Source organism: Paraburkholderia sp. BR10937 (assembly GCF_040965695.1).
In the GTDB taxonomy this organism is placed as follows: Bacteria; Pseudomonadota; Gammaproteobacteria; order Burkholderiales; family Burkholderiaceae; genus Paraburkholderia.
This window is the reverse complement of sequence record NZ_JBFRCL010000149.1, coordinates 1-1,019: the sequence shown is the minus strand read 5'-3', so window position 1 is coordinate 1,019 and position 1,019 is coordinate 1. Positions and strand designations below refer to the sequence as shown.

Genomic DNA, 1,019 nt, shown 5'->3' with positions numbered 1-1,019 from the left:
CCACAAATGGCTCGGCGACACGATCATGTGGCTTGCCGGATTTCACGCGTTCGCTGCTCTTTACCATCATGTTGTCCTCAAAGACGACGTCCTGATCACGATGCTTCCTCGCTGGCTTCCTGCAAGAAGGGCAAGAAGCCGATGAACCCTCGAAACGCTGCCGCCCGCGCGCCGGACTGCGTCCAGGGCAGCAGCTCCGTTACCGACAACCCAATCGGACGACATCATGGCCTCCAGAAAGGAACTCAAGCGTTACCGTGCGCATCTTGCCGACGAACGACATAGCGCGGCTATCTATGAAACGCTCGCGCACGTCGAAAAGGACTCTCACCGGAAGCAGGTCTTCGGCGAGCTCGCCGCAGCGGAGCGAACCCATGCAAAGGTATGGGCTGACAAGCTGAAAGCGAACGGACAGCCCGTCCCGGACGGACAAAGTGTCAAGACTTTCATGATGAAGAGTCTGGTTCGCGTCTTTGGTCCGAAATTTGTGCTGCCTACGCTTGCAGCCGCCGAATTTGCGGACCGGAATAAATATGCGGGCAACCCCGAGACCGCCACAATGTCCGCAGAGGAACGGCAGCACGCTAGCGTGGTGCAGGGCATGGTGAACGCGGACAAGCCGGAACCGACCAAGGGGGCCGAGATCGCCGAAGCGGAATCCTGGCATCGCGGCGTGTCATCCGGTAACGACCTCCGCGCCGCCGTGCTCGGTGCCAACGATGGACTGGTCTCGAACTTCTGTCTGATCATGGGTGTAACTGGCGCCGGTACAGGCAACAAGGCGATTCTGCTCACAGCACTGGCGGGACTGATCGCAGGCGCCTGTTCGATGGCACTTGGAGAATGGCTGTCCGTCACCAATGCCCGCGAACTTGCGAAAACGCAGATCGCGCTGGAAGCCGACGAACTTGAACACACTCCCGACGCGGAGGAGCATGAACTGAGGCTCATCTACCGCGCCAAAGGCCTGGAGCGCGACGAAGCGAAGCGCGTGGCAGCACAGATCATGCGCGACAAGG

At 60.0% G+C, this 1,019-nt stretch carries 1 protein-coding gene and 1 pseudogene; both read left to right on the top strand.

Going from position 1 to position 1,019, the window contains the following annotated elements:
* Window positions 1-145 (top strand): annotated as a pseudogene (locus tag AB4Y44_RS42380) (cytochrome b); the annotation flags it as partial.
* An 81-nt stretch (window positions 146-226) separates the two neighbouring features.
* On the top strand, window positions 227-1,019 hold a 793-nt coding region (locus AB4Y44_RS42375; RefSeq protein WP_368702812.1), incomplete at its 3' end, for a VIT1/CCC1 family protein.